Raw genomic sequence first — 21091 nt, 5'->3', positions numbered from 1 at the left:
CGCCTGACAACGTGCGATCTGTGAGCTTGGGGTGATCAGATCATCCTGGCGATCGCCATGCACAGCACCGTGACCACCAGCAACCATGCGGCGAAGCGTTCGCCCATGGCCATTCTGGCGCGCAGTTGCGTTTCGAGGTCCGCATTGGCGCCGGCAAGTCGCCGGCTGGGCGCCCTGACCATGGCGCCGAGCACGCCGGCGGCGGCGAAGGCGGCCAGGATGCCAAGCGCCAGCACCATTTCCATCGAGCCGAAATAGGCGCCGTGGAAGAAATACCACAGCAGCGCCCCAGTGAGGAAAACCATGCCGGCCGAGCCCATCTGCGGCTGGATGAACCGCTCCGCCTTGATCTCGGGATCGCGGGCGAGCGTAATGGTCGTGCCTGCCCAGAACACCCCAGCCATGACGTGAAGACCAATGACCACGATGTAGACATATTGCATGCCGGCTCTCCTCTCTAGGTTGCTGTTGATCTAACAGTTAGATATCTAATTATTAGATGTCAATGTATAAATTGGAGCCTGTTCCATCCATGGGAAACACCGTCTAGTGTCCGGCGATGACACCCTTTGAACGCCCGCCAGTCGGCATGAATCTCGGTCGTACCGCCAAGCTAGTCGCCCAGGCCTTCGATGCCGCTCTGGTTGAAGCAGGAGGGACCTTGCCGGTCTGGCTGACGCTGCTATCGGTCAAGTCGAATGGGTTGGCGAATCAGCGTGAACTCGCCGGCATGATCGGCATCCAGGGCGCGACGCTCACGCACCATCTCAACGCCATGGAGGGGCAAGGTCTGCTGACGCGCCGCCGCGATCCGGTCAACCGAAGGGTGCATCTGGTCGAATTGACGGAAGCCGGAGAAGCGCTTTTCGAGACGTTGCGCCAGGCCGCCCTTATCTTCGACAAGCGACTTCGCACGGGACTGCCCGACGAGCGTCTGGCCGAGTTCGCACAGGTTCTGGCCATATTGCGGGACAATGTGGGGGCCTAGGAGACGATTGGCTCAATTGTCATAGCCCGGGATCGCTCCAAAAGCGTAATGGCGCAGCCTCAGCGCCGTGATCAGGTCGGTGAGCTTCGTCTTGCCGTCAAAACCGTCCTGGAACATCTCGTCATGCATCAACAGGATCAGTTTGCCGGGCTTGGCAAAACGCCCATAGCCGAACAGGTGATCGATCTCGCTGACCAGATGGTCGACGCTCTGTACCGGCTCGCCGCTGTCCTTGTGCACCCATTCATGATCCCAGCCATAGAGATAGAAGCCGGAAGCGGCGACGAACTCGTAGTCGGGATCCTCGCGGCCGGCTTGCGCCTGCCCGAGCGAATTGTCGTTCTTTGACATCGAAGGCAGCCGGAACACATCGCGCCCGGGCAGGCGTGCATGCACCGCGGGCTTCAGGCCCAGCACGGCATTGGCCATCTGCATATCGGCAACCACGCCTTCCGTGTCGCTGTAGAAGTGCCGGTAGTGATTGTAGGCATGGCTGTAGCTGTGGTTGCCGATCGTCACCAGCGGCATCGCCTTGGCGCGCCGCAGCAGGGCCTTGCTGGACGCACTGGCCTCGGCATGCATGCCGACCATGAACAGCGTTGCCGGAACCTGTTCTGCCGCCAGCACGTCGAGGATGTTGCTGGTGCCGTTCAGCGGGCCATCGTCGAAGGTGAGATAGATGGTGCGATCCCCCCATGGGCCGGCATCACGGACATCAGCATGGCCGCCAGGACAAACCTAAAGAATGTCATAAGCCGCTGTATCCGTTTGCGATCGCGACAGCCCGCCATTTCGGTGGCTGGTTGTCAAGCCAAGCGGGCTCTGCCTATGTCAGGCTGCCCTGCAGGACCCGAAGTTTGGCTTTCTTCGGCATGCGGGCGGTCAGCCACTCCAGCGCCTTGTCCTGCGGCATCGGGAAGGCGATGGAATAGCCTTGTACCTGGTCGCAGCCGATCGCCATCAGCGAATCGAGTTCGGCCTCGGTTTCAGCACCCTCCGCGACAATCGAAATGCCGAGGCCCCGGGCAAGCTCGGTGATGGCGCGCACGATCTTCGAGTTGTCGCCATTCTCATGGATGTTCTGAACGAAGCGACGGTCGATCTTGAGCCGGTCGATCTCGTTGGGATTGACGTGGCTGAGCGATGCATAGCCGGTGCCGAAATCATCCAGTTCCAGATGCACGCCGGCGGCCCGGATGTGACGCAGCTTCGCCGCTATGCCTGTCTTCTCGTCGTCCAGGATGACGGATTCGACGATTTCCAGCGACAGTTTCTGCGGCGGCAGACCGGCCCTCTCCAGCGTCTCGAACAGAAACGCGTCGAAATCGTGCTCGCGCAGCTCGGTGCCCGAGACATTGACGGCAAGGCGTCCGAAGGCGATCCCGGCACGGTTCCATTCGGCGGCTTCGTTGATCGCCTTGCTGATCACGATGCGGCCGATCTCCGGCATGAAGCCGCATTTCTCGGCGACCGGAATGAACTCGCCCGGCGAGATCATGCCGCGCTCGGCATGGTTCCATCGCACCAGGGCTTCGATGCCGCTTATGCTGCCGTTGGTCAGGGAAACCTGCGGCTGGAAGTAGACCTGGAACGCCTTCTCCGAGATGGCGACCTTGATGTCATGCTCGAGCTGCTTGCGGTAATCGAGCTCGCGGCGCAGCTCTTCCGAGAAGAACGAGAAGTTGCCGCCCCCCATCTTCTTGGCGGAATAGAGCGCCAGGTCGGCGTGGACGAGCAGGTCCTGCGCATTGTCGGCATCGATCGGATAGACGGCGATGCCGCCGCTGGCGCCCGGAAGAATGGTGGTGCCCTGGAAGACGATCGGCTCGTTGATGTGCGCCAGGATGCGCCGCGCGAGCATGTTGATGTCGTCGGTGCTGCCCGCTCCGTTGAGGATCATCACGAATTCGTCGCCACCGAGCCGAGCGCACAGATCCGACGCCCGGCAGGAATCGCGCATGCGCTGTGCCGTCACGACCAGGACATAGTCGCCGGCGGCGTGGCCAAGCGTATCGTTGATCTGCTTGAAGCGGTCGAGGTCGAGCTGGACGACAGCCAGGCGTTCGCGCCGCCGGTGCGCGCCCTTGATCAGCGTCTCGAAATGGTCGGTCAGGAAGGTGCGGTTGTGCAGGCCGGTCAATCCGTCGTGAACAGCGATGAAGGCCATCGAATTGCGTGCCTCGACCAGTTCACGCGTCTTGCGCAAAATCGCGTTGGACATCGGCCTGAAGATGAACAGCGCCACCAGCAGGATGACGCCAAGGGTGGCGTAGAACAGCGTGCGGTGCAGCGCGAGCAGCTTTTCGGAACGTTCGTCGGCTTCGGCGCTGATGCGCTGGCCAAGTGCCGCATAGCCCGACAAGGTGGCGTTGGCGACCGAGGCATCGAGGTTGACGCGTTCGGCACCGCCTTTGTAGCCATCATTGTCGAGATTGAGTCGTGATTCCAGGGCTGAGATCAGGCGATCGCCATTGGCGATCAGTCCGACCGAGAAATAGTCGAGATGGAATGGCTTGGCGAAAAGCACGCTCTCGATCGACTTCGGATCGAGCCTGGCTGGCGATTGCGGATCGGCGCCGGTCTGCTTGAGCAGCAGATCGTAGTTGGTCTCGAACTCGGCCGTCGCCTGCTTGAGCGCGCTCACCAGCGCCGGCTGCTTGTCTCGCGAAGCTGCCCCCGTTTCACTGGCCAGGAAGACGATGCGCTGCGACAACGTCTTCTGCGTGCCGACGATATCGAGCAAGGTGTGGTTGTGTTGCTGCGTGGCCATCGTCTGCTGCAGCAGCACGAAGGAGGCCGCCACCATGGCGGCAATGATCAGCAGCGCCAGCCAGTAGCCGGCCTTGATCAGCAGAATAAGCTTGCCTGAAACGGTCTGCACCGGCTGCTGCGACATGTCGGGGGGCGGCCCTCTCGCCAACGGATTCCTGTATGAGCACCATTGAACTGCAAACGTTAACAGGACTGGAAACCGACAGCCGGCCGGCAAAGGGGAGCGGCTGAAAGATCGCGAAATGGTTATCGGCTCGTTGCGCCGCCGGCTCGTATTTGATCATTCATTGGTCGGTGTCTCTCCGGGTGGTCGCTTGGGCGACGCCGGTGGTGCCTCGATTGATGCTGTCCGGCCACCCGATCCGGTCGCTTTTGCGATGGATTTTTTGCGCGGGCGGGACGAAAGTCTGCCCACGTCAAACGAGGCTTGATCATGAGCGCAGCATTTCTCTCCCATATCGACGGCGAGCTTGCCGGGCTGAAATCCGCTGGCCTCTACAAGTCCGAGCGGGTGATTTCCTCGATGCAGTCAGCCGAGATCGAGGTCGGCGGCGAGAAAGTGCTGAATTTCTGCGCCAACAACTATCTTGGCCTCGCCGACAGCGCCGTGCTGCGCAAGGCGGCCACCCAGGCGCTCGACCGATACGGCTACGGCATGGCGTCGGTACGCTTCATCTGCGGCACGCAGGAGGAGCACAAGGAACTCGAGGCGACGATCTCGTCCTTCCTCGGCTTCGAAGACACCATCCTCTACGGCTCCTGTTTCGACGCCAATGGCGGCCTGTTCGAGACGCTGCTGGGGGAGGAGGACGCCATCATCTCGGATGCGCTGAACCACGCCTCGATCATCGACGGTGTCAGGCTGTCGAAGGCCAAGCGCTTCCGCTACGCCAACAACGACATGGCCGATCTCGAGGCGCGGTTGAAGGAGGCGAAGGACTGCCGCTTCCGGCTGATCGCCACCGACGGCGTGTTTTCGATGGACGGCATCATCGCCAACCTCAAAGGGGTCTGCGACCTTGCCGACAAATACGATGCCATGGTCATGGTCGATGACAGCCATGCGGTTGGCTTCGTCGGCAAGAACGGCCGCGGATCGGCCGAGCATTGCGGTGTCGAGGGCAGGGTGGACATCATCACCGGCACGCTCGGCAAGGCGCTTGGCGGCGCTTCCGGCGGCTACACGTCAGGCAAGCGGCAAGTGGTCGACTGGCTGCGCCAGCGCTCGCGGCCCTATCTCTTTTCCAACACGCTGATGCCGGCGATTGCCGGCGCCTCGATCAAGGTATTCGAGCTAGTCCGCAATGGCGACGCCTTGCGCGAACGCCTCTATGCGAATGCGGCGCGGTTCCGGGCGCAAATGGGCAAACTTGGCTTCACGCTGGCCGGGGCCGATCATCCGATCATTCCGGTGATGCTGGGCGAGGCGACACTGGCGCAGGAGATGGCGGCGCGCATGCTGAAGCGCGGCATCTATGTCATCGGCTTCTCATTCCCGGTGGTGCCGAAGGGACAGGCGCGCATCCGCACGCAGATGTCGGCGGCGCATTCCAGCGCCGACATCGACCGTGCGGTTGATGCGTTTGGCGCGGTCGGCAGGGAGCTGGGCGTCATCTCCTGAGTGGCTGGCGGCGAAAAGCGATTCCGGATCAAGAGATTCAAGGGACAAGAGAATGTCGAACATGATGAAGGCGTTGGTGAAGGCCAAGGCCGAACCGGGCATCTGGATGGAAGAGGTGCCGGTGCCGGAGATCGGCCCCAACGACGTGCTGATCAAGATCAGGAAGACGGCGATCTGCGGCACCGACGTCCACATCTACAATTGGGATCAGTGGGCGCAGAAGACGGTGCCGGTGCCGATGGTTACCGGCCACGAGTTCGTCGGCACTGTCGCCGATTTCGGCGCGGCGGTGACGGAGTACAAGGTCGGCCAGCGCGTCTCGGGCGAGGGCCACATCGTCTGCGGCCATTGCCGCAACTGCCGGGCCGGGCGAGGGCATCTGTGCCGCAACACGCTCGGCGTCGGCGTCAATAGGCCCGGCGCCTTCGGCGAGTATCTGGCGATCCCGCAGCACAACGTCGTACCGATCCCCGACGACGTGCCCGACGAGATCGCCGCGATCTTCGATCCCCTCGGTAACGCCGTCCACACGGCGTTGTCCTTCGATCTGGTCGGCGAGGACGTGCTGGTCACCGGCGCCGGACCGATCGGAATCATGGGCGCGCTGGTGGCGCAATGTGTCGGCGCGCGCAAGGTGGTCATCACCGACATCAACCCGGTGCGGCTGGCATTGGCCAAGAAGCTCGGCGTCCAGCATGTCGTCGACGCCTCGAAGGAAAAGCTGCGCGATGTCATGCCGGCGCTCGGCATGACCGAAGGTTTTGACGTCGGCCTCGAAATGTCGGGCGCCGCCCCCGCCTTCCGCGACATGATCGACACCATGAACAATGGCGGCAAGATCGCCATTCTCGGCATTGCGCCCACCGGCTTCGAGATCGACTGGAACAAGGTCATCTTCAAGATGCTGCATCTCAAGGGCATCTACGGCCGCGAAATGTTCGAGACCTGGTACAAGATGATCGCGCTGGTGCAGGGGCCGTTGGATGTTTCGGGTCTGATCACACACCGCATCGGCATCGACGACTTCCAGACGGGCTTTGATGCGATGAGGAGCGGCAGTTCGGGCAAGGTGGTGATGGATTGGTAGACTGGTCCAGCCAACCCTAGCCAGGAGAAGCCTTAGAGCCGCTTGGTTTTCAGCCATCGCACTTGTCGCCAGGCGCGGCGCAGCGCAGTTGCGGCGGAGCCGATCGCGATGACAGCGAGCGCGAGCGTCAGGACCTCGTTGCGGCCATTCCAAAGAAATTCCACTGAAGACAGCAATGCAGCGATGGTTGCAGCGGCCATGCGATGCGGCTTGGCCATCGGGCCGGAGAAGTCGCTCGGTGCTTCGTTGGCCCGCCCCAGTTCCCGCACATAGGCGGTGAGAACTGAAAAACAGGCGGCTGACCAGCCAAGGCCAGGCATGGCGATGCCGTAGCCTATTCCGACCATGATGGCGATGTCGGCGATCCTGTCCGGGAACTCGTTCCAGAACGGCCCATCGGCCGATGCCTTGCCGCCTTCGACGGCGACCATGCCGTCGAACAGATTGCACAGCAGGCGAAGTTGGCAGAACAGCGCAGCGGCCAGCAAGAGCAGCAAACGCACCATGCCGTCGCTCTGCCCGCCAAGCCAGAAGGCGGTGCCGGCCAGCACGCCGGCAAGTATACTGCCCTGCGAAATCTGGTTGGGGGTCACCGACAGTCCTGCGAGACGTCTGGCCGTTGCCTGGGCCCAGCGCGTGTCACGGCTTGCAAGGGGTCTGCGATCGCCTGTGTTCATCGCTGTCTCATCCTGGCGACCAGAAGTAACGCGTGAGGTGGAAGAAGATCGGAGCGGAGAACACCACTGAATCCAGCCGATCAATCAGGCCGCCATGGCCGTCTATCAGATGGCCCCAATCCTTGACGCCGCGGTCGCGTTTGATAGCCGACATCACGAGGCCGCCGAAAAAGCCCATCAACGTGATCAGGAAGGCCATCGCGCCGGCCTGAAGCGGAGAGAACGGCGTGATCCACCACAGACCGGCGCCGACGAGGCTGGCGCAGGCAACGCCGCCGAGGAAACCTTCAACAGTCTTGGACGGCGAAAGCCTTGGTGCGATCTTCGTGCGTCCGATCATCTTCCCCCAGATATATTGCAGCACATCGCTCAGCTGAACGACGATGACAAGGAAGGCTATCAAAAGCACGTTGCGACCCGCGTAGCCGGGAATGTGCAACGTCAGAAGAGCCGGCACGTGCGAGGCGCAGAAGACGCAGATCATTAGGGCCCATTGCACCTCCGCGATTCGAACCAGGAAGTGCTGCGTGTCGCCCCGCACCGCCGAGATGATGGGCATCAACAGGAAGGCGTAGACCGGGATGAAAACGGAAAAGATTTCGTAATTCTCGATCCAGAGCAGGACATATTGCAACGGCAGTACGACGAAGAACGCCGTGGCCAGCGCCCAGTGGTCGGCACGCCGCGTATTGGTCAGCGTCACGAACTCGCGAAGAGCGGCGAAGGAACAGAAGCCGAAAAGGAGCAGAACGCCGATACGCCCGGCGACGAATGCTATGGCGATGAGAATAGCCATCACCCACCAGGCATTGATGCGGGCGTTGAGGTTCTCAATGACCGAATTCGAACCGTCTGGCGACAAGCGTCGCTCAAGGACATAGCCCACGAAAGAGGCCACGAGCAGAATCCCGCAGACGCCGAGCACGAGAACCATCATGTCGAATTGGGTTGAGCTCATTCAACAGCCTTTTTGGGCGCCAGCGCGAGTAGCGCTTCCCGTGCCCGTTCGAGAAACATATCCTTGTCCTCGCCGTCAGCCAGGTGCATTGGTTCGCCGAATGTCACCGTGCAGATCAACGGGATAGGCACGAATTCCCCCTTCGGCATCACTCTGTTGAGATTGGCGATCCATACCGGTACCAATTCGAAGTCCGGGTGCAGTGCCGCCAAATGGAACAGGCCGGATTTGAATGGCTGCAAGGACGCATCGGACTGGTTGCGCGTGCCTTCCGGGAAGAGGATCAGCGAAGAGCCTTCCTTCATTGCCTCGCCCATACTCTCGACAGGATCCATCGTGCGTCCGTCGCGATTGCGATCGATCAGGACGCCATTGAAAACGTCACGCCCGATGAAGCTTCTGAGTCTTGATTTCAGCCAGTAGTCGGCGCCGGCTACGGGACGGACCCGCCGACGCAGGCGCGGCGGCAGAACAGCCCAGATCAGGATGAAATCCCCATGGCTGGAGTGGTTGGCAAAGAAGATCGAGCGACGGCGAGGTAGCCTGCCTTCGTGCCAGAACGGCCGCACAGCGGTGATCGCGCGGGCGAACAGCAAGACGACCACGGCCACCGGCTTCGCAATCAGCGACTTCATCCATCCCCCAATTCGTTCATGGATGATCCGCCAGCTGACAGCTGGCGAAAAACCCCTCCCCAGGACAAGCAGGATCGCGAGACCATAACTGCTTGTACGCGCTACCCCTTCCCTGCGGGCGTCTTATACTCCTCCGCCGACGGCCGCTGCCTCCTATCCAATGCGATTTCGAGCGACAAGACGCCTTTGACGATAGAGGCCCGTTCGTTGACGCTCAACTTTGCCAGCAAGGCCTGTTCGAACGCCTTCGCCAACGGTACCATCTCACGATAAGCGGCAAGGCCCGCTTTGGTAAGCGTCAAATGCTCGACGCGGCGGTCGTTCTCGCCAGGCGTCCGCGTCAGCCACCGTCGCCGTTCGAGCTCGGCCACTGCACGCGAAACCTTGGTCTTGTGCATGGCCGACTGTTCGCCAAGCTCTGTCGCCGTCATCGTGCCGCGCTGGCCGAGCCCGGAAAGCGTGCGCCATTCCGGCCGCGTCAGTCCATGACTGTCCTTGTAGATCCGGGAAAATTCGCGGCTCACATCGTCAGCCAGGCGATAGAGCCGATAGGGGAGGAAGCTTTCGAGTTCCAGGATTTCCGGTTGCATGGCCATTCATCGACAAATGCCGGCTCGCGGCATTGATAGTTACATTTTCGATGGTTACAAATGAAACCAATTTGGTCAAGCATTTCGCGAGGAGGAAGCGATGGCCTTTTCCTACATGCCGGGCTTCGGCAACGATTTCGAGACCGAAACCTTGCCTGGCTCGCTGCCGCAGGGGCGGAACTCGCCGCAGCGCCCGGCCTACGGCCTCTATGCCGAACAGCTTTCGGGCTCGCCTTTCACCGCGCCGCGCGGCACCAATGAACGCTCTTGGCTTTATCGCATCCGGCCGAGCGTCAAACACACGGGCCGCTTCAAGGCGGCGAACTATCCCTTGTGGAAGACCGCTCCCAATGTCGGCGACCACGAACTGGCGCTGGGCCAGTATCGCTGGAACCCGGTGCCGATGCCGAAGGAGCCGACCGACTTCATCTCCGGCATGCGGACGATAACAACCGCCGGCGACGTGCTCGGTCAGAGCGGCATGGCTGCGCATGTCTATGTCGCCAACACATCGATGGTGGATGATCATTTCTTCAATGCCGACGGCGAGTTGCTTGTGGTGCCGCAGGTCGGCGCCTTGCGCTTGGTTACCGAAATGGGCGTCATCGAGCTTCGGCCCGGCGAGATCGCCGTTCTGCCGCGCGGCCTTGTCTTCAAGGTCGAGCTGATCGACAGCCAAGTGCGCGGCTATGTCTGCGAGAACTACGGCGCCAAGCTGACCTTGCCCGACCGCGGCCCGATCGGTGCCAATTGCCTGGCCAACCCGCGCGACTTCAAGACGCCCTGCGCCTGGTTCGAGGAGAAGGAAACGCCCTGCCGGCTGGTGGTGAAATGGTGCGGCAATTTCCATCTCACCGAGATTGGACACTCGCCACTCGATGTCGTCGCCTGGCACGGCAATTACGCGCCCTACAAATATGATCTGGCGACGTTTTCGCCCGTCGGTGCCATTCTGTTCGACCACCCCGATCCGTCGATCTTCACCGTGCTCACCGCGCCAAGTGGCGAGGAGGGCACCGCCAACATCGACTTCGTCATCTTCCCGCCGCGCTGGCTGGTGGCCGAAGATACGTTCCGCCCCCCCTGGTACCACCGCAACATAATGAGCGAGTTCATGGGGCTGATCCACGGCCAGTACGATGCAAAGGAAGAGGGGTTCGTGCCTGGCGGCATCAGCCTGCACAATCTCATGCTGGCCCACGGTCCGGATGCCCCTGGCTTCGAAAAGGCCTCGCGCGCGGAGCTGAAACCGGTCAAGCTCGACAACACCATGGCCTTCATGTTCGAGACGCGTTTCCCGCAGATGCTGACCCGATACGGCGCCGAACTGGAAACCCGGCAGGACAATTACATCGACTGCTGGTCCGATCTGAAGAAGCGCTTCAACGGCACGCCCGAGGGCGACTGGTCTTGAGCGACAAGCCAATGCCGGACCGGTTGGTGCTGTTGGGCTCGAAGGGCGGCCCGGCGCTGCGGCCGGGCGGGCCGTGGCCGAGTTCATCGCTGCTCGAGATCGGTGGGCGGTGCATCATTGTCGACTGCGGACTTGGCGTGACACGCGGCGTGGTCGATGCCGGCATCAGCCTGAAGGCGCTGGACCTGATCTTCATCACGCATCTGCATTCCGACCATGTGCTGGAACTGGGCCCTTTGCTGCACACCGCCTGGACGGCGGGTCTGGCGACGCCGGTTGCAGTATTCGGCCCGCCTGGCACCGGCCACTATTGGCGGCGCTTCTGCCAGGCGATGGAATTCGACATCGAGATACGCATCGTCGACGAGGGCCGGCCTGATATTCGCGAACTGGTTTCGATCAGCGAATTCGGCGAAGGCGAGGTTGTCGAGCAGCGTGGCCTGAAAGTGATGGCGCTGCGCGTCGATCATCCGCCAGTGACCGACTGCTTTGCCCTGCGCTTCGACCATGGCGGCAAAAGCGTGGTCTTTTCAGCCGATACGGCTTTCTTTCCACCGCTCGCCGAGTTCACCGCCGGGGCTGACATTCTCGTCCATGAAGCCATGCTGGAAGAAGGCATCGAACGGCTGGTCGCCAAGACCGGCAATGGCGCGCGGCTCAGAGAACATCTGCTTGCCAGCCACAGCTTTGCCGAAGAGGCAGGGCGCATTGCCAGCGATGCCGGCGCGAAAAGACTGGTGCTCAACCACCTCGAGGCGGATTGCATCGCTGCCGTCAGGAAAACATGGGCCGGCGACTTGACGATCGCGCGCGACGGCCTTGTTGTGGAACTAAGCAGCTGGAAAGCCGCATAAGGAGAGGGAGACGCATGAAGCTTGCCACATTGAAGGACGGGACACGCGACGGAAAGCTCGTTGTCGTCTCGCGCGACCTGACGCAGTACACCGACGCCTCGTTCCTGGCACGCACGCTGCAGGCCGCACTCGACGACTGGCGCAGGATCTCGCCGCATCTCGCGACCATAGCGGAATCGCTGGAGAACAATGCGGTGCCGTCGGCTCGCTTCCACGAACACGATGCGCATTCGCCGCTGCCGCGCGCCTATCAATGGGCTGACGGATCGGCCTATGTGAACCATGTCGAACTGGTGCGCAAGGCACGCGGCGTCGAGATGCCGGCGAGTTTCTGGACCGATCCGCTGATCTACCAGGGCGGCTCAGACTCCTTCATCGGCCCGCGCGATCCCATCCGCATGGCGGACGAAGCCTTCGGCATCGACATGGAGGCCGAAGTGGCCGTCATCGTCGACGACGTGCCTATGGGCGCCAGCCTCGATGAGGCCCGCGCCGCGATCCGGCTGGTCATGCTGGTCAATGACGTGACGCTGCGCGCGCTTACCGGGCCCGAACTGGCCAAGGGCTTCGGCTTCTTCCAGTCGAAACCGTCCTCCGCCTTCTCTCCCGTTGCTGTAACTCCAGATGAACTGGGCGATGCCTGGGATGGCGGCAAAGTCAGTCTGCCGCTGCTTGCTGATCTCAACGGCAAACCCTTTGGCCGCGCCAATGCCGGCATTGACATGACTTTCGATTTTCCGGCGCTCATCGCGCACGCCGCCAGGACAAGGCCGCTCGTATCAGGCACCGTCATCGGCTCCGGCACGGTCTCCAACAAGCTCGAAGGCGGCCCCGGCAAGCCGGTCTCGGCAGGCGGTGCAGGCTATTCCTGCATTGCGGAATTGCGCATGATAGAGACTATCGAGTCAGGCGAACCCAAGACGTCGTTTCTGCGCTTTGGCGATACGGTGCGCATCGAGATGAAGGACAGATCAGGCCATTCGATCTTCGGCGCCATCGAGCAGAAGGTCGAGAAATACCAGGCATAACGGGGGGAAACCTAATGACGAGCGGGGCCTTCTATCCGTTAGCGGGCGTCTGGCCCATTGCCATGCTGGCCGTCTTCATCCTGGCCATCCGGCTGAGCTACGGCATCGAGGCGCGCTCGCCCGATCTCGTCGGCGACCCGCGCGAGGTGATGATGTTCCACACCATCACCAACACGAATGTGGCGCGGGATGAGGAGACGCAGGCCATGCGTCGCCACATGAACTGGCTGTTGCTGGTTGCATATGGTTCGGTCAGGGGGACGACGATATGAATCTCCTTGATCATCTCCGCCGCATGGCCGGTAACAATCTCTGGTCGAACGATCGGCTCTATCGTGCCGTCCTCGCGCTTGAGCCCGGGGAGTTCGAAGCCGAACGCACCAGTTTCTTCCCATCGATCAAGGAGACGCTCAACCACGTTCTGGCGGTCGACTATCTCTATCTCGATTTTCTCGAAGAGGGCGGCGTCGGTGCCGCTGCCTTTGACGATTTCGTGCCGATCGACGAACCCCAAGCGCTTTTTGCCGCCCAGGTCGCGGCCGACCGGCGGCTGATCGCCATTTGCGACAAGCTCTCAGAGGCCGATCTTGACCGCCGCGTCGTCACCGATCGTCGCGAGGACGGCATGATTCCGGAAAGGATCGGCGACATCCTCGCCCATGTCTTCCTGCACGACATCCACCATCGCGGCCAGGTGCACGCGATGCTGTCCGGCACATCGGTCGCGCCACCGCAGCTGGATGAATTCCTTCTCGATTATGATTTGAAGCTGAGGGAGAAAGAGGTCGAGCGGCTGGGGCTCAAAATTTGACATCGAGGCATGGCCCGCGAAAGGGCCACGCTCAAACCCGCCCGACCTGAACTTTATTCTGCCGCTTGAACCTTGATCACCCCACGCTTGATCTGGTCCTGCTCGATCGATTCGAACAGCGCGCGGAAATTGCCTTCGCCAAAGCCTTCGTCGCCCTTGCGCTGGATGAATTCGAAGAAGATCGGCCCGATCACGGTTTTCGAAAAGACCTGCAAAAGAATCTTTGTCATGCCGCCGTCAATCACGCCTTCACCGTCGATCAGGATGCCGTGCTTCTTCATCCGCTCGATCGGCTCGTCATGGCCGTTCACACGGGCATACGACATGTCGTAGTACGTCTCCGGCGGGCCGGGCATGAACTTCAGCCCGTTGGCAGCGAGCTTGTCGGTGGCGGCGTAGATATCGTCGGTGCCGACCGCAATGTGCTGGATGCCCTCGCCATTGTACTTCTTCAGATATTCGGCGATCTGGCTGGTCTCGTCCTTGGATTCGTTCAGCGGAATGCGGATCTTGCCGCAGGGCGAGGTGATGGCGCGGCTGACCAGCCCGGTGATCTTGCCGTCAATGTCGAAGAAATGGATCTGCTTGAAGCCGAACAGGTTGCGGTAGAAATCCCACCACTTGTCCATCTGGCCGCGGTAGACGTTGTGGGTGAGGTGGTCGAGGAAATAGAAGCCGACGCCTTGCGGCCGCGGGTCGCGTGCACCAAGCCATTCGAACTCGGCATCGTAAGCCGAGCCCTTCTTGCCGTAGCTGTCGATGAAATAGAGCAACGAACCACCGATGCCGACGATGGCCGGCACGTCGATCGCCTTATCACCACCTTGGTAAGGCGTGGCGCCTTTTGCGACGGCGTGGTCGAATGCATGCTTGGCATCGACCACCCGCCAGGCCATCGAGGCGGCGCACGGGCCGTGCTTGTCGGCGAACTTCATCGCGTGCGAGCCCGGCTCGGCGTTGACGACATAATTGATGTCGCCCTGACGCCAGACGGTGATGTCTTTCGTGCGATGCCTGGCCACCGCCACATAACCCATGCGGGTGAACAGTTCGGCGAGCTTTTGCGGCTCCGGATGCGCGAATTCGACGAACTCGAAACCGTCGGTGCCGGCGGGATTGTCCTTGCTGATCCTGGCGGGCGGGGCGTCGTGCGGGAAGGGACCCATGATAATCCTCCAAAGCTGGCTTGGCCTGAAAGGCCCATTTGACGCCATCATACCGCGGGCCCGGTGCATGGTGCTTGCATTCAAACGCTTGAAATGGTCATCTCGTGCGCAAAGCATGCATGTTGAGAGAGAAAACCATGGATGAGACGCGCATTGATCAGTTTGACCGCAAGATAATGGCGCTCCTGCAGAGCGATGCGCGGCTGACCAACAACGATCTCTCGGAGCGGGTGAACCTATCGGCATCGCAATGCTCGCGCCGCCGCCAGCGGCTGGAGGAAGACGGCTATATCAAGGGCTATCGCGCCGTGCTCGACCGCGACAGGCTCGGTTTCTCGCTGGTCAACGTCATCTCGGTGACCTTGGCCACCCACAACCGCGACAATGCGCGACGCTTCGGCGAATTGGTGGCTCGGCTGCCGGAAGTGCAGGAGGCGCACGCGCTGACCGGTGAGATGGACTACATCCTGAAGGTGGTGACGCCCGATCTGAAGTCGCTGTCGGAGTTCGTCAATGGCGTGCTGCTGCCGCATGAATCCGTGCAGCATGTGAAGACGGCGATTGTGCTGGAGACTTTGAAGGAAACTGGCGCGCTGCCAATCTAGCCCTTCGACTGCTGGATCAGTCCGTACAGATTCGTGCAGCGTGCCCCAGAGCGGCAATAGGCGAAGACCGGGCCTTCGAGGGCGTCGAGCGCCTCGGCCTGGTCTTCGACATTCTCGGCGGTGATCTGGCCGCTGATGACGGGGATGTAGCGGAAGGCGAGGCCGGCGGCTTCGACCGCCGACCCAATGCTTTTGGCCGAAGGTTGGCCGGGCTGCTCATCGTCCGGCCGGTTGCAGATGACGCTCTTGAAGCCGGCGTCCTTGATGGCGGCGACATCTTCGGGCTGAATCTGGCCGGAGACCGAATAGTCCTCGCTGATTTCGCGGTATTCCATGGCAGCATCCTCGCAATCTGGTTTGTCGAGGAGTCTTGCCACTCTCCGGCAGAACCGGCAACACCCGTCAGGTAAAATCCGGCCGGGCTTTTACCAGCCCGGACCGGATGGAATGAGCCAATCAGCTGCCGAGGATCGCACCTTTGATCTGGCGGATGTTGTTGTGCATCATGTCGATATAGGTCGAGCCCGGGCCATCGGGCTGCGACAGCGCATCCGAATAGAGCGTGCCGCCCACCTTGATGCCGGTCTCGCTGGCGATCTGTTCGATCAGGCGCGGGTTGGTGATGTTTTCCACGAAGATGGCCGCGGCCTTGTCCTGCTTGACCTGCTCGACCAGTTTGGCGACATCGGCGGCCGACGGTTCGGAATCGGTCGAAATGCCTTGCGGGGCGAGGAAGGTCAGGCCATATTCGTGTTCGAAATAGCCAAAGGCGTCGTGCGAGGTGATGACGACGCGCTTGGCTTCCGGAATTGACTGGATCGCGGCCTTCACTTCGCCTTCCAGCGCGTCGAGCTTCTTGGTGTATGCGGCGGCATTGGTTTGGTAGCTGACGCAGCCCTCGGAATCAGCGGCGCAGAACGCCTCGGCGATGTTCTTCACATAGATCTTGGCATTGGCGATCGACTGGAAGGCGTGCGGATCGGTGACCGTCTTGCCGCCGCCGGTGCCTTCGGCCGCGTCGGCGTCCGCGAATTCAGGCTTGAAGTCGATCGGCGTCACGCCCTTGGTCAAGGTGACGATCGAGGCCTTGGTGGCGCTGGCATCGACCAACCGCTGCAAAAAGCCTTCGAAATGCAGGCCGTTGACCAGCACGATGTCGGCCTTGGCCATGGCGACCGCGTCGGCCGGGCTCGGCTCATAGACATGGGCGTCGCCATCCGGTCCGACGATGGTCGTCACATCGATGCGGGCGCCGCCGACATTTCTGGCGAAATCGGCAATGACGGTGAAGCTGGCGACCACTTTCAGCGGCGCCGCGAAGGCCGATGACGCGCCAAAGGCACTTAATGTTATAACGCTCATGGCCAGCGCGGCACGGATCGATTTCAGCATTGGGGCAGGGCTCCTTTTGGCGGCGGGGGATCAGGCCGTTCTGTGACGGTGATGGATGATGCGCGCGCGCAGAATGCCGCGCGCGCCGAACAGGATCGAGGCGAAGTACACGACGCCGGCCGACAGGATGATGGCCGGACCGGATGGCAGCGACGCGTGATACGATAAAAGCAGCCCGGCGATGCAGGAGGCAAAACCGATCAGCACCGCCAGCACGCACATCGGCTCGACACGCACGGTCCAGAAGCGGGCGGCTGCCGCCGGCAGCATCATCAATCCGACGGACAGCAAAGTACCGAGCGCCTGAAAACCGCCGACGAGATTGAGCACGACGAGGCCAAGGAAGATGAAATGCGCCGGGCTGCCCATCTTGCTGACCGAACGCAGGAACAGCGGATCGAGGCATTCGGCGACCAGCGCCCGCCAGAAGATGGCGAGGCTGACCAGTGTCACCGCGACGATGCCGCCAATCAGGATCAGCGCCTCGTTGTTGAGCGCCAGCACCGTGCCGAACAGCACATGCATGAGATCGACGCTGGAACCGCGGATCGACACCATAAGCACGCCGATGGCGAGCGAAATCAGATAGAAGGCCGCCATCGAGGCGTCCTCGCGCTGGATGGTGAAGCGCGAGACGGCACCAGCGCCGAGCGCCACGATGATGCCGGCGACCAGGCCGCCAATGGTCATCGGCAGGATTTCCAGCCCGTAGAACAGGAAGCCGGCGGCGGCGCCCGGCAGGATGGCATGCGCCATGGCGTCACCCGACAGGCTCATGCGCCTCAGCATCAGGAAGACGCCGATCGGGCAGGCGCCGAGCGACAGCATCAGCGAACCGAACAGCGCCCGCTGCATGAAGCCGAAATCGGCGAAGGGCGCGATGAAAAGACCGTACAGCGCGTCCATCAGGCAGCCCTCGGGCCGGCGCCGTGATGATGATGGTCGTGATCGTGGCCATGGGCATGATCATGAACGTGCTCGTCCGGCTCGCACCAGGGAGCGTTTTCCTCCCAGGCTTCATGGAAACGCCGCGCGCGCAACAGGTTTTCCGGCTTCAGCGTCTCCCGCGTCTCGCCCCAGGCGACCGGCTGGCGGGCCAGAAGCAGCGTCTCCGGAAAATTCTGGCGCACGAGATCAAGATCATGGACGACGACCATGATGGTGCGTTCCTCGCCGTGCCAGCGCTTGATGAGCGCGATCAGGTCGCCGACCGTCTTGGCATCGACGGCGTTGAAAGGCTCGTCGAGCAGGATCAGGTCGGCATCCTGCAAGAGCACGCGGGCAAACAGCGTGCGCTGCAACTGGCCGCCCGACAGCGTGTCGATGGGCCGCTTCTCGAAGCCGCCAAGGCCGACCGCCATCAGCGCCTGGCTGACTGCCGCGCGATCTTCAGCCGTGTAGCGGCCGAGCATACCGCGCTTCGGCCACAGGCCGAGCGAGACGAGGTCGACGACGCGGGCCGGGAAAGAGCGGTCGAGTTCCGATTGTTGCGGCAGGTAGGCGGCGCGCACGCCAGGCGCCCGAACAACCTCGCCGGCCATCGGCTTCAGCACGCCGACAATGCCCTTCATCAGTGTTGACTTGCCCGACCCGTTGGCGCCGACCACGGCGGTCAACGAACCCTTGCGGATCGCGCCGTCGAGATGGTGGATCGCCGGGTGGCTGCCGTAGCCCAGCGTCAGATCACGGAATGTCAGGCAGGTCTGGGTCATGTCGTTCCGAGGGGGCCGCGAAACCAACGGCGGGCAGGGGTCGATTGGATATGTGATGTTATTACATTAGTCAACAAGCCAATCGGGCGGAATTACGACCGGCGGCTCAACTTGCCGTGAGTCACTTGCACACTGGTCCAAGGGGATTTGGCCCGGCGGCCTTGCCCGATGCGAACCGCGACTCTAGGCGCCACACATAACAGGAAGGAAATCTCCCATGAGCATTCGTCGTATCGATGTTGGCCCGCGCATGAGCCAGATCGTCATCCATGGCAACACCGTCTATCTGGCCGGTCAGGTCGGCGAGCACGGCGGCAATGTCGCGTCGCAGACCCGGGATATCCTGACGACCATCGACGAATTGCTGGCCAAGGCCGGTACCGACAAGACCAAGATCGTTCAGGCGATCATCTGGCTGGCCGACATGGGAACCTTCGCCGAGATGAATTCGGAATGGGACAAGTGGGTGCCGAAGGGCCACACCCCCGCCCGCGCCACCGGCGAAGCCAAGCTCGCCGGCCCGGAATATCTGGTCGAGATTATTATCACGGCAGCGATTTAAAGCGCGGCGCTGGAACTGCCAATCTCCCCCCTCGTGGGGGAGATTACTCAGCCCTGAGACGGCGTGAACCTCGCCACCAGCGTGTGGCTTTCCGCTGGATAGACAAACCGCACATGCGTCACCGGGTGTTCCGCGCTCCAGGTGCGCCGCTCGACCACAAGGCAAGGCGCACCAGGGTCGATGTCGAGGGCATCGGCAACACTCTCATCGGCGGCCATGGCGCGGATGCGGTGTTCGGCCTCGCTCCACGGGACGCGGCCGATCAGCCAAGGTCCGGCGGCGATTTCCCTGAATTCTTCGTCTCGGGCTTCCGGAACCGCCGAAAGATTGATCAGGCGCTGCTCGAGCGCGAATGGCCGTTCGCCGGCAAAATGCAGGCCTTCGATCCATAGCAATGACCCCGCGGCGGATAGGCCGAGCAGCGCTCTGTCTTCCGCGTTGCTGCGCCGCTTCAAGCGCTTCAGCCGCTCGTAATGATAGGCCAGGCCGAGCGCTTCGACCTCGATCCTGATGTCGTGAAGTTCCAGCACCGCTGCTTGCGACCGCGGCTGGCGCACGAAGCTGCCCGAGCGGCGGCGGCGTTCGATCAGCCCGGCCTTCGCCAGCTGCGACAGGGCCTTGTTCACTGTCATGCGCGAGCAATTGTATTCGGTCGTCAGTTCGTGCTCGAACGGAATGCGATGGCCGGGCGCCCAGGCGCCGGACAGGATCTTCTCGCTGATGTCGGACAGGATACGCTGGTGCAGCGAGCCGCCGCCGTCAGCATCGACTGTCTCGACCGTGCTCATGCCGACAGTGCCGTCATCACATTGCGAAACCGCTCGGCGATGGCTTCCCGCCTGGTATGCCGCCCGCCGCTGACCTGTTTTTGCCCATGCACCCAGACGCAGTCGACTGTGCTGCCATTGGCGAAAATCCAGGCGTCGAGGATCGCGTCGCCGGTCTTGCCGGCAAGCGAAGGGATCTTGGCGTCGAGCGAGACGAGATCGGCGACAGCGCCGAGCGCGATCCGCGAAACGCCAGCACCGAGCGCGATGCTGCCACCGTCGACAGCTGCGTCGAACAGTGCCCGGCCGGTCGAGCCGCCGGCCACCGCCAGCACATTGCGCGCGCGGAGCGCGAGGCGTTGCGAATATTCGAGCTGGCGCAATTCGTCCGGCAGGCCGATCAGTACGTTGGAATCGGAGCCGACGCCGAAGCGGCCGCCATGCTCGGTGAATAGCGGTGCGGCAAACGTGCCGTCGCCAAGATTGGCTTCGGTGATCGGGCAAAGGCCGGCAACGGCGCCGCTTCTGGCCATGCCGATGGTCTCGGCGTCCGTCATATGGGTGGCGTGGATCAGACACCAGCGCTGGTCGACCTCGGTGTTGGCCAGCAAGAACTCAACCGGACGCGCACCGGACCAGGCCACGCAATCCTCGACTTCCTTCACCTGTTCGGCGACGTGGATGTGAACTGGGCCGTTTGGCGCCATGGCGGCGACCTCTGTCAGTTCCTCCGGCGTCGCAGCGCGCAAACTGTGCGGCGCGACGCCTACTACGGCTTGATTCAAAGCGCGAACCGCTTCCCTGGACTTGTCAACAAGCCGGGAGAACCGATTCACATCGTTGATGAATCGCCTTTGGCCTTCGTTCGGAGCCGCACCGCCGAAGGACGAGTGCGCGTAAAACACCGGCAGCAGCGTCAGGCCGATACCGGTTTCGCCGGCGGCGGCCGCGATGCGCTCGGCCATCTCGGCGAGATTGGCGTAGGGTTTTCCGTCACGGTCGTGATGCAGATAGTGGAATTCGCCGACACGGGAAAAGCCCGCCTCCAGCATCTCGACATAAAGCTGCGCCGCGACCGCCTCGACCTGATCTGGCGTCATCGACAGCGCAAAGCGGTACATCACCTCGCGCCAGCTCCAGAAACTGTCGGCGGACGGGCCGCGAAGTTCGGCCAGGCCGGCCATGCCGCGCTGAAAGGCGTGGCTGTGCAGATTGGGCATGCCGGGCAGCAGGACGGCGTGACGCTCGTCGCTGGCCAGCGTAGTTGCGCCCGTTTCGACCGAGGCGATGCGGCCTCCATCGAACACAATCCTGACATTGCCATGCCAGCCCTCGGGCAGCAGCGCCTGTTCCGCGAAGATCGCCGTCACGTCCGTCTCCAGATCCGCATCCCCGAGCGACGATACCACTTGCGTCGCGTTTCAATATGTATATACATAATCGTCGTCCTTT

General features: G+C 62.1%; 24 protein-coding genes. 10 read left to right on the top strand and 14 right to left on the bottom strand.

Annotation, left to right across the window (positions count from 1 at the left end):
- Positions 1-35: 35 nt before the first annotated feature.
- Entirely contained in the window at positions 36-443 is a 408-nt protein-coding gene (locus EB233_RS22365) for a hypothetical protein (RefSeq protein ID WP_064992224.1), read from the bottom strand.
- A gap of 146 nt (positions 444-589) precedes the next feature.
- Between EB233_RS22365 and EB233_RS22360 the strand changes: the two genes are divergently transcribed.
- Positions 590-988, top strand: coding sequence for a MarR family winged helix-turn-helix transcriptional regulator (locus EB233_RS22360; protein WP_244277831.1), 399 nt, complete (start codon positions 590-592; stop codon positions 986-988).
- Positions 989-1000: 12 nt separating this feature from the next.
- Here EB233_RS22360 and EB233_RS22355 read toward each other — a convergent pair whose 3' ends face one another.
- A complete protein-coding gene (locus EB233_RS22355; protein WP_244277836.1) occupies positions 1001-1624 on the bottom strand; it encodes a polysaccharide deacetylase family protein in 624 nt (207 codons plus the stop codon).
- A gap of 190 nt (positions 1625-1814) precedes the next feature.
- On the bottom strand, positions 1815-3884 hold the full coding sequence (locus EB233_RS22350; protein WP_064992225.1) for a putative bifunctional diguanylate cyclase/phosphodiesterase: 2070 nt from the start codon (positions 3882-3884) through the stop codon (positions 1815-1817).
- Between the two features lie 309 nt (positions 3885-4193).
- Between EB233_RS22350 and EB233_RS22345 the strand changes: the two genes are divergently transcribed.
- Both EB233_RS22345 and tdh read left to right on the top strand, forming a co-directional pair.
- The gene (locus EB233_RS22345) at positions 4194-5381 is read left to right on the top strand and encodes a glycine C-acetyltransferase (protein ID WP_064992226.1); all 1188 of its coding nucleotides are present in this window, start codon (positions 4194-4196) and stop codon (positions 5379-5381) included.
- A gap of 52 nt (positions 5382-5433) precedes the next feature.
- Positions 5434-6468, top strand: coding sequence for an L-threonine 3-dehydrogenase (gene tdh, locus EB233_RS22340; RefSeq protein WP_064992227.1), 1035 nt, complete (start codon positions 5434-5436; stop codon positions 6466-6468).
- A 32-nt stretch (positions 6469-6500) separates the two neighbouring features.
- Here tdh and EB233_RS22335 read toward each other — a convergent pair whose 3' ends face one another.
- The 4 genes from EB233_RS22335 to EB233_RS22320 form a co-directional block, all read right to left on the bottom strand.
- Positions 6501-7145, bottom strand: coding sequence for a CDP-alcohol phosphatidyltransferase family protein (locus EB233_RS22335; RefSeq protein WP_064992228.1), 645 nt, complete (start codon positions 7143-7145; stop codon positions 6501-6503).
- A gap of 7 nt (positions 7146-7152) precedes the next feature.
- Positions 7153-8079 carry a phosphatidate cytidylyltransferase gene (locus EB233_RS22330; RefSeq protein ID WP_425487739.1) on the bottom strand — a complete coding sequence of 309 codons (927 nt, stop codon included), beginning with the start codon at positions 8077-8079 and terminating at the stop codon, positions 7153-7155.
- Positions 8080-8099: 20 nt separating this feature from the next.
- Positions 8100-8738, bottom strand: a complete 639-nt coding sequence (locus EB233_RS22325; protein WP_064992230.1) for a lysophospholipid acyltransferase family protein — start codon at positions 8736-8738, stop codon at positions 8100-8102.
- Positions 8739-8839: 101 nt separating this feature from the next.
- Positions 8840-9328: a MarR family winged helix-turn-helix transcriptional regulator gene (locus EB233_RS22320; protein WP_064992329.1), complete on the bottom strand. Its 489-nt coding sequence runs from the start codon at positions 9326-9328 to the stop codon at positions 8840-8842.
- A 100-nt stretch (positions 9329-9428) separates the two neighbouring features.
- Between EB233_RS22320 and hmgA the strand changes: the two genes are divergently transcribed.
- From hmgA to EB233_RS22295, 5 genes are read left to right on the top strand one after another with little or no spacing between them, the layout of a single operon-like run.
- Positions 9429-10742 (top strand): homogentisate 1,2-dioxygenase, encoded by a 1314-nt coding sequence (gene hmgA / locus EB233_RS22315; protein ID WP_064992231.1) that lies wholly within the window; start codon positions 9429-9431, stop codon positions 10740-10742.
- Between the two features lie 11 nt (positions 10743-10753).
- Entirely contained in the window at positions 10754-11596 is an 843-nt protein-coding gene (locus EB233_RS22310) for an MBL fold metallo-hydrolase (protein ID WP_064992232.1), read from the top strand.
- 14 nt (positions 11597-11610) lie between these two features.
- Complete coding sequence (locus EB233_RS22305; RefSeq protein ID WP_064992233.1) at positions 11611-12624, top strand: fumarylacetoacetate hydrolase family protein; 1014 nt, start codon at positions 11611-11613, stop codon at positions 12622-12624.
- Between the two features lie 14 nt (positions 12625-12638).
- Positions 12639-12896 carry a hypothetical protein gene (locus EB233_RS22300; protein ID WP_064992234.1) on the top strand — a complete coding sequence of 86 codons (258 nt, stop codon included), beginning with the start codon at positions 12639-12641 and terminating at the stop codon, positions 12894-12896.
- Positions 12893-13435: a DinB family protein gene (locus tag EB233_RS22295; protein ID WP_064992235.1), complete on the top strand. Its 543-nt coding sequence runs from the start codon at positions 12893-12895 to the stop codon at positions 13433-13435. The genes EB233_RS22300 and EB233_RS22295 overlap by 4 nt, the downstream gene beginning before the upstream one ends.
- Before the next feature lie 53 nt (positions 13436-13488).
- Here the strand turns inward: EB233_RS22295 and hppD are convergent, their stop codons facing one another.
- The gene (hppD, locus tag EB233_RS22290) at positions 13489-14601 is read right to left on the bottom strand and encodes a 4-hydroxyphenylpyruvate dioxygenase (protein WP_027054986.1); all 1113 of its coding nucleotides are present in this window, start codon (positions 14599-14601) and stop codon (positions 13489-13491) included.
- Positions 14602-14738: 137 nt separating this feature from the next.
- Here hppD and EB233_RS22285 point away from each other — a divergent pair, with 137 nt between their 5' ends.
- Positions 14739-15206 carry an Lrp/AsnC family transcriptional regulator gene (locus EB233_RS22285; protein ID WP_064992236.1) on the top strand — a complete coding sequence of 156 codons (468 nt, stop codon included), beginning with the start codon at positions 14739-14741 and terminating at the stop codon, positions 15204-15206.
- Here the strand turns inward: EB233_RS22285 and EB233_RS22280 are convergent.
- The 4 genes from EB233_RS22280 to aztA form a co-directional block, all read right to left on the bottom strand.
- On the bottom strand, positions 15203-15541 hold the full coding sequence (locus tag EB233_RS22280) for a protein tyrosine phosphatase family protein (protein ID WP_027054988.1): 339 nt from the start codon (positions 15539-15541) through the stop codon (positions 15203-15205). The genes EB233_RS22285 and EB233_RS22280 overlap by 4 nt on opposite strands.
- A 121-nt stretch (positions 15542-15662) precedes the next feature.
- Positions 15663-16598, bottom strand: coding sequence for a zinc ABC transporter substrate-binding protein AztC (gene aztC, locus EB233_RS22275; RefSeq protein ID WP_064992237.1), 936 nt, complete (start codon positions 16596-16598; stop codon positions 15663-15665).
- A gap of 30 nt (positions 16599-16628) precedes the next feature.
- Complete coding sequence (gene aztB / locus EB233_RS22270) at positions 16629-17504, bottom strand: zinc ABC transporter permease AztB (RefSeq protein ID WP_064992238.1); 876 nt, start codon at positions 17502-17504, stop codon at positions 16629-16631.
- The gene (aztA, locus tag EB233_RS22265; protein ID WP_064992239.1) at positions 17504-18310 is read right to left on the bottom strand and encodes a zinc ABC transporter ATP-binding protein AztA; all 807 of its coding nucleotides are present in this window, start codon (positions 18308-18310) and stop codon (positions 17504-17506) included. Before aztA ends, aztB begins: the two co-directional genes overlap by 1 nt.
- 217 nt (positions 18311-18527) lie before the next feature.
- Between aztA and EB233_RS22260 the strand changes: the two genes are divergently transcribed.
- Entirely contained in the window at positions 18528-18872 is a 345-nt protein-coding gene (locus EB233_RS22260) for a RidA family protein (RefSeq protein WP_064992240.1), read from the top strand.
- Positions 18873-18919: 47 nt separating this feature from the next.
- On the opposite strand, the gene hutC is transcribed toward EB233_RS22260, so the two are convergent.
- Both hutC and EB233_RS22250 read right to left on the bottom strand, forming a co-directional pair.
- A complete protein-coding gene (hutC, locus tag EB233_RS22255; RefSeq protein WP_064992241.1) occupies positions 18920-19660 on the bottom strand; it encodes a histidine utilization transcriptional repressor HutC in 741 nt (246 codons plus the stop codon).
- Entirely contained in the window at positions 19657-21009 is a 1353-nt protein-coding gene (locus tag EB233_RS22250) for a formimidoylglutamate deiminase (protein WP_064992330.1), read from the bottom strand. Before EB233_RS22250 ends, hutC begins: the two co-directional genes overlap by 4 nt.
- Positions 21010-21091 lie beyond the last annotated feature (82 nt).

Source organism: Mesorhizobium erdmanii (assembly GCF_013170725.1).
GTDB lineage: Bacteria > Pseudomonadota > Alphaproteobacteria > Rhizobiales > Rhizobiaceae > Mesorhizobium > Mesorhizobium erdmanii.
The sequence above is the reverse complement of the archived record's forward strand: the minus strand, read 5'-3'. Positions and strand labels throughout refer to the sequence as shown.

Bases quoted from the DNA above. Each gene is read 5' to 3' on its own strand.
- EB233_RS22300 (WP_064992234.1), top strand. From the start codon at position 12,639: ATGACGAGCGGGGCCTTCTATCCGTTAGCGGGCGTCTGGCCCATTGCC.
- EB233_RS22285 (WP_064992236.1), top strand. From the start codon at position 14,739: ATGGATGAGACGCGCATTGATCAGTTTGACCGCAAGATAATGGCGCTC.
- aztA (WP_064992239.1), bottom strand. From the start codon at position 18,310: ATGACCCAGACCTGCCTGACATTCCGTGATCTGACGCTGGGCTACGGC.
- tdh (WP_064992227.1), top strand. From the start codon at position 5,434: ATGTCGAACATGATGAAGGCGTTGGTGAAGGCCAAGGCCGAACCGGGC.
- EB233_RS22305 (WP_064992233.1), top strand. From the start codon at position 11,611: ATGAAGCTTGCCACATTGAAGGACGGGACACGCGACGGAAAGCTCGTT.
- hmgA (WP_064992231.1), top strand. From the start codon at position 9,429: ATGGCCTTTTCCTACATGCCGGGCTTCGGCAACGATTTCGAGACCGAA.
- EB233_RS22335 (WP_064992228.1), bottom strand. From the start codon at position 7,145: ATGAACACAGGCGATCGCAGACCCCTTGCAAGCCGTGACACGCGCTGG.
- EB233_RS22345 (WP_064992226.1), top strand. From the start codon at position 4,194: ATGAGCGCAGCATTTCTCTCCCATATCGACGGCGAGCTTGCCGGGCTG.
- EB233_RS22310 (WP_064992232.1), top strand. From the start codon at position 10,754: ATGCCGGACCGGTTGGTGCTGTTGGGCTCGAAGGGCGGCCCGGCGCTG.
- EB233_RS22360 (WP_244277831.1), top strand. From the start codon at position 590: ATGAATCTCGGTCGTACCGCCAAGCTAGTCGCCCAGGCCTTCGATGCC.
- hutC (WP_064992241.1), bottom strand. From the start codon at position 19,660: ATGAGCACGGTCGAGACAGTCGATGCTGACGGCGGCGGCTCGCTGCAC.
- EB233_RS22280 (WP_027054988.1), bottom strand. From the start codon at position 15,541: ATGGAATACCGCGAAATCAGCGAGGACTATTCGGTCTCCGGCCAGATT.
- EB233_RS22320 (WP_064992329.1), bottom strand. From the start codon at position 9,328: ATGCAACCGGAAATCCTGGAACTCGAAAGCTTCCTCCCCTATCGGCTC.
- aztB (WP_064992238.1), bottom strand. From the start codon at position 17,504: ATGGACGCGCTGTACGGTCTTTTCATCGCGCCCTTCGCCGATTTCGGC.
- EB233_RS22330 (WP_425487739.1), bottom strand. From the start codon at position 8,079: ATGGTTCTCGTGCTCGGCGTCTGCGGGATTCTGCTCGTGGCCTCTTTC.
- EB233_RS22325 (WP_064992230.1), bottom strand. From the start codon at position 8,738: ATGAAGTCGCTGATTGCGAAGCCGGTGGCCGTGGTCGTCTTGCTGTTC.
- EB233_RS22365 (WP_064992224.1), bottom strand. From the start codon at position 443: ATGCAATATGTCTACATCGTGGTCATTGGTCTTCACGTCATGGCTGGG.
- EB233_RS22260 (WP_064992240.1), top strand. From the start codon at position 18,528: ATGAGCATTCGTCGTATCGATGTTGGCCCGCGCATGAGCCAGATCGTC.
- EB233_RS22295 (WP_064992235.1), top strand. From the start codon at position 12,893: ATGAATCTCCTTGATCATCTCCGCCGCATGGCCGGTAACAATCTCTGG.
- EB233_RS22350 (WP_064992225.1), bottom strand. From the start codon at position 3,884: ATGTCGCAGCAGCCGGTGCAGACCGTTTCAGGCAAGCTTATTCTGCTG.
- aztC (WP_064992237.1), bottom strand. From the start codon at position 16,598: ATGCTGAAATCGATCCGTGCCGCGCTGGCCATGAGCGTTATAACATTA.
- hppD (WP_027054986.1), bottom strand. From the start codon at position 14,601: ATGGGTCCCTTCCCGCACGACGCCCCGCCCGCCAGGATCAGCAAGGAC.